Raw genomic sequence first — 3,857 nt, forward strand, 5'->3', positions numbered from 1 at the left:
GTCATCGAAGCTTTTCATGCTGCTGGCCATTTGCTCAGCCAGTTTCTTGATGTCAGATTGGTTAGTCATTGCTTATTCTCCTGTTAGTGGATTATAAGCAGTTACACAAAGTTTGGGAAACTCTCAATACGGCATTAGGCCAGTTCAGTCTATTCTCTATAGAACCTTGACTTGCTTGCCCTATATCTAAACTATCTTATAACGACGATGACTCAGAATTATGATAGCTATCGATACTGTTTAATAAAACTCTATCCTACTCAGCACGTGCTCTTGTACTAGATAGGCGCAGATGTATGCACTTGGCCATGCAAACATAAAGGCCAGTCCCCATGAATGCATCAACTCCATAAAAAATCCGTCGATAAAGCCTTGTTTGACCACCAATAGGGCTGTTGAGATAATCAGTGACATCATCATCGCCATCAGGCCTGTAAAGATAAGGCGGTAATATTTGCGGCGCGTACGTATTCTGATAGTGGGGAAGTTGGCCATAGTATTCGGTTGTCCTACATAGTGTTAGCTACGCCCAGCCTATGATGCGGGCATACGGTATAAATATAATAGTCAGGTAATGAGTAGTTGTAGTAAATGAAGTGATAATTATCAGTGTTCATCATACTCCGTGATGCCGAACGGGTAAAATCGTTATTATCAATGGTAGGGTTTGCGATATGTTATTAATATGATTATTGTCTTTAAGGCAGCGTTTTAAAGCTTTTTGAAGAAGTTATTTCTAAAAGGAATATCTCTAAAAACAGCGCGTTCTCAACAGTCGATTTTGCTACGATAACTTACTATAACTAAGACCAAAAACCACTAGGGGTATAGTATGGCAGTTCAAGAACAAAGGGATTTTCAACAAAAAACATTAGGAATCATCGGTGGTATGAGCTGGGAGAGTACCGAGAGCTATTATCGTCTGATTAATGAAGGTATCAAGCATCAGCTTGGCGGACTACATTCAGCAGATTTGTTGATTCATAGTGTGGATTTTGCGTTGATCAATACGTTACAGGAGCAAGGCAGATGGGACGAGCTAGGCGTGATAATGGCTAGCAGCGCTCAGCGTCTACAAGCAGCTGGCGTACAAGGAATCATGATTGCCTCTAACACGATGCACAAACTGGTCGATGACGTGCGCTCCGCCACAGACTTGCCATTGACTCATATCGCTGATGCGACTACTGATGCTATCAAAAAACAAAATCTCACCAAAATAGCCCTGCTTGGTACTCAGTTTACGATGACTCAAGATTTCTATAAGCAGCGTCTGATTGATGCGGGTTTACAAGTATTGATACCAGAAGATGAGGCAAGAGCAGAAGTACATCGCATTATCAAAAAAGAGCTGTGTGTCGGTGAGTTTAAAGACAGCTCACGAGAGTATTATCGTCAAGTGATTAAAGATTTGGCAGCGCAAGGGGCAGAGGGTGTGATCTTGGGCTGCACAGAGATTGGTTTACTTATCAAACAGGCTGATAGCCCGATACCTGTATTTGATACCACAGCTATTCATGCAGCTGCGGCGGTAGATTTTTTATTAGAGTAGTGCGGACTGATAAAAATATTTAAGCCTATAACGTTTTTACCAGTCGCTCAAGCAGTTCAAACGTGCTCTCTCGTTTGACCAAAGTTACCCCTTGTCCTGCCCATAAAGATTGATGTTCTGCATCCATATTTTTAGAGGCATGAGCTCGCATAGATTTGGACATGGCATTTAATTGTGGGTAGGGCGGTAGCTCATCAGCGCTTTCAAATTGAGCAAAATCACGTAGATAATCGTTTAATAAACCACGAGCGAGCTTACCTGAAAATAGTCGAGTTAAGCGCGTTTCTGAGCTGCGCCTGCTGTGACTGGCATCGAGTAAGGCTTGTTTATAAGTATCATTGATACCGCATTGGTCGGTGGTCAAAAACGCCGTCCCCATTTGTGCAAGCTCAGCACCTGCCGCTTGTACTGCCTTGATATCCTGTCCTGTCATAATGCCACCTGCTGCAATCAAAGGAATATCAGTACAGGCACGGGTTTGGGCAATCAAAGTCAATAATCCCAATGGATCGCTTTCACTTTGCGGTAACCAACCACCGCGATGTCCACCCGCTTCAACCCCTTGTACACATACCGCATCTGCGCCAATTTCGCTCCATGCTTTCGCTTCTAGTGGATGATTGGCGGTACCGATGACGCGTGTGCCGAAACTTTGCAGACGCTGAACTTGCTCAGCACTGATAATGCCAAAGGTAAAACTGGCAACGGGAACGGGATTGTCATAGAGCACTTTTAGCTGCTCTGCGAAGCTCTGCGCTGGGCGTTCAGGTAGTGTAAATTCAATATTATTGTCTTGATAGTATTGACTTAGCCAAGCGGGAATTTCGGTATCAAAGGTCGTAGATTCTTGCTCAGACAATACCATGAGATTGACCATAAACGGACGGTCGGTGAGCGATTTAATGGTATTAATTTGGCTGGTCAAAACATTTGGATCAGTCATACCAGATCCTAGTGAACCCAGTCCACCAAAGTTACTGACCGTCGCTACAAGTTCAGGTGTGGTTGCTCCTGCCATTGGTGCTTGAACGATAGGGTAGGTTAAGTTTAGAGTATCAAGTAAGGTCATGACGGGTAGCCTTTTGTTAAGGTGTTTGCATGACTTACTTTAACAGAGCTGGGCGAACAGTACGTAAGATAGTGTTTATTTAGTTGCTAAATAGGGTGGTGGGTTTTGACTACGGAATTGTAGTTAAATTATTTGACTATAAAACTGTAGTTAAAGTTTATTAATACATATACTTGAGATTACTAAATATCTAGCCAAAGAAAGTTGAATTAAATGAAAAAATTCTAGACTCTTGTGGAATAATATTAGGCTAAGTGCAATAATTATGGTAAGTCCGTATTTGTAACTTAAAAGTCCTATGATTCAAAAATTCAAATGATATGAGAAAGAATATGAAGAATAATGATTTTCTAGATGAACCTACTGAAGATTTAATAAAGCAGTATATAGATAAATTCGAATTAGATGAAAGGTACAAGTATGGAGATAGTGCAATAATAAAACTGTTCGAAGCATTTCCAAATAACACTTCTCTTGAAGATATTATTTTAAAGGTCAGTGTGATTAATGAGCTATATAGCACTAGCATTTATAGTGTTTTCAAGGTGGCTCAGCATATATTAGAATGTGATGTCGATGAAAACATAAAGGCAGGAAATCCGGAGCTTGTACATCAAATCGCTACTGGACATAACATTCGTACTAAAAAGAATAATAAAGAAATCAATTTTTATTCTTTTGCTACTAAGTATTGCAATTGGCATAACCAAATAGATTATTCTATATATGACAGCTTCGTAGAAAAGACACTCATCGCCTACAAGGAAAGAGATAGTTTTTCAGACTTTAAGAAGAAAGATTTAAAGAGTTTTAAAAAATTTCACCAAGTGATTTTAGATTTTATTACGTATTATAATCTTAACGGAAAAAATGCGAAAGATATTGATAAGTTCTTATGGATATATGGAAAAGAGAAGTTCCCACCTAGTTATAAAAATAATTAAATAGGTTCTAACGGCTTATCTACCACTCAGTTTTAACTCTTTGTAAGATATTAATTCTTACTAAGATTTTCAAAAAAAAGATCAGTATCCAAGCCACCAAAACGATGACTAAGAAACTGACTCACTTCTACAGCTTGATTAACTGAATTTGCTTATGTCCTAATTCGGGAGTTTCCTAAAAACTGTGTAACTGCTTATAATCCATTAACAGGAGAATAAGCAATGACGACTCAATCTGACATTAAAAAACTGGCCGAGCAAATGGCTGGTAGCATGAACAGCTTCGATGACA

General features: G+C 39.6%; 4 protein-coding genes and 2 pseudogenes. 3 read left to right on the top strand and 3 right to left on the bottom strand.

Going from position 1 to position 3,857, the window contains the following annotated elements; genetic code table 11:
- Together JMX63_RS14815 and JMX63_RS14245 are read right to left on the bottom strand one after the other, a co-directional pair.
- Nucleotides 1–69 (bottom strand): annotated as a pseudogene (locus tag JMX63_RS14815) (transposase); the annotation flags it as partial.
- Between the two features lie 171 nt (nt 70–240).
- Nucleotides 241–495: a DUF2798 domain-containing protein gene (locus tag JMX63_RS14245; protein ID WP_102078218.1), complete on the bottom strand. Its 255-nt coding sequence runs from the start codon at nt 493–495 to the stop codon at nt 241–243.
- A 337-nt stretch (nt 496–832) separates the two neighbouring features.
- On the opposite strand from JMX63_RS14245, the gene JMX63_RS14250 reads away from it, so the two are divergent.
- Nucleotides 833–1,552, top strand: coding sequence for an aspartate/glutamate racemase family protein (locus JMX63_RS14250; protein WP_201573166.1), 720 nt, complete (start codon nt 833–835; stop codon nt 1,550–1,552).
- Nucleotides 1,553–1,577: 25 nt separating this feature from the next.
- Here the strand turns inward: JMX63_RS14250 and JMX63_RS14255 are convergent, their stop codons facing one another.
- Nucleotides 1,578–2,621 carry an NAD(P)H-dependent flavin oxidoreductase gene (locus JMX63_RS14255; RefSeq protein WP_134292849.1) on the bottom strand — a complete coding sequence of 348 codons (1,044 nt, stop codon included), beginning with the start codon at nt 2,619–2,621 and terminating at the stop codon, nt 1,578–1,580.
- 332 nt (nt 2,622–2,953) lie between these two features.
- On the opposite strand from JMX63_RS14255, the gene JMX63_RS14260 reads away from it, so the two are divergent.
- Together JMX63_RS14260 and JMX63_RS14820 are read left to right on the top strand one after the other, a co-directional pair.
- Nucleotides 2,954–3,565 carry a hypothetical protein gene (locus JMX63_RS14260; RefSeq protein ID WP_134292834.1) on the top strand — a complete coding sequence of 204 codons (612 nt, stop codon included), beginning with the start codon at nt 2,954–2,956 and terminating at the stop codon, nt 3,563–3,565.
- A gap of 222 nt (nt 3,566–3,787) precedes the next feature.
- Nucleotides 3,788–3,857, top strand: a pseudogene (locus JMX63_RS14820) (transposase); the annotation flags it as partial.

This window comes from Psychrobacter nivimaris (genome assembly GCF_904846365.1).
In the GTDB taxonomy this organism is placed as follows: domain Bacteria; phylum Pseudomonadota; class Gammaproteobacteria; order Pseudomonadales; family Moraxellaceae; genus Psychrobacter; species Psychrobacter nivimaris_B.

What these genes read in the sequence shown, in the direction of transcription:
- JMX63_RS14255 (WP_134292849.1), bottom strand. Translation starts at nt 2,621, where the DNA reads ATGACCTTACTTGATACTCTAAACTTAACCTACCCTATCGTTCAAGCA.
- JMX63_RS14250 (WP_201573166.1), top strand. Translation starts at nt 833, where the DNA reads ATGGCAGTTCAAGAACAAAGGGATTTTCAACAAAAAACATTAGGAATC.
- JMX63_RS14245 (WP_102078218.1), bottom strand. Translation starts at nt 495, where the DNA reads ATGGCCAACTTCCCCACTATCAGAATACGTACGCGCCGCAAATATTAC.
- JMX63_RS14260 (WP_134292834.1), top strand. Translation starts at nt 2,954, where the DNA reads ATGAAGAATAATGATTTTCTAGATGAACCTACTGAAGATTTAATAAAG.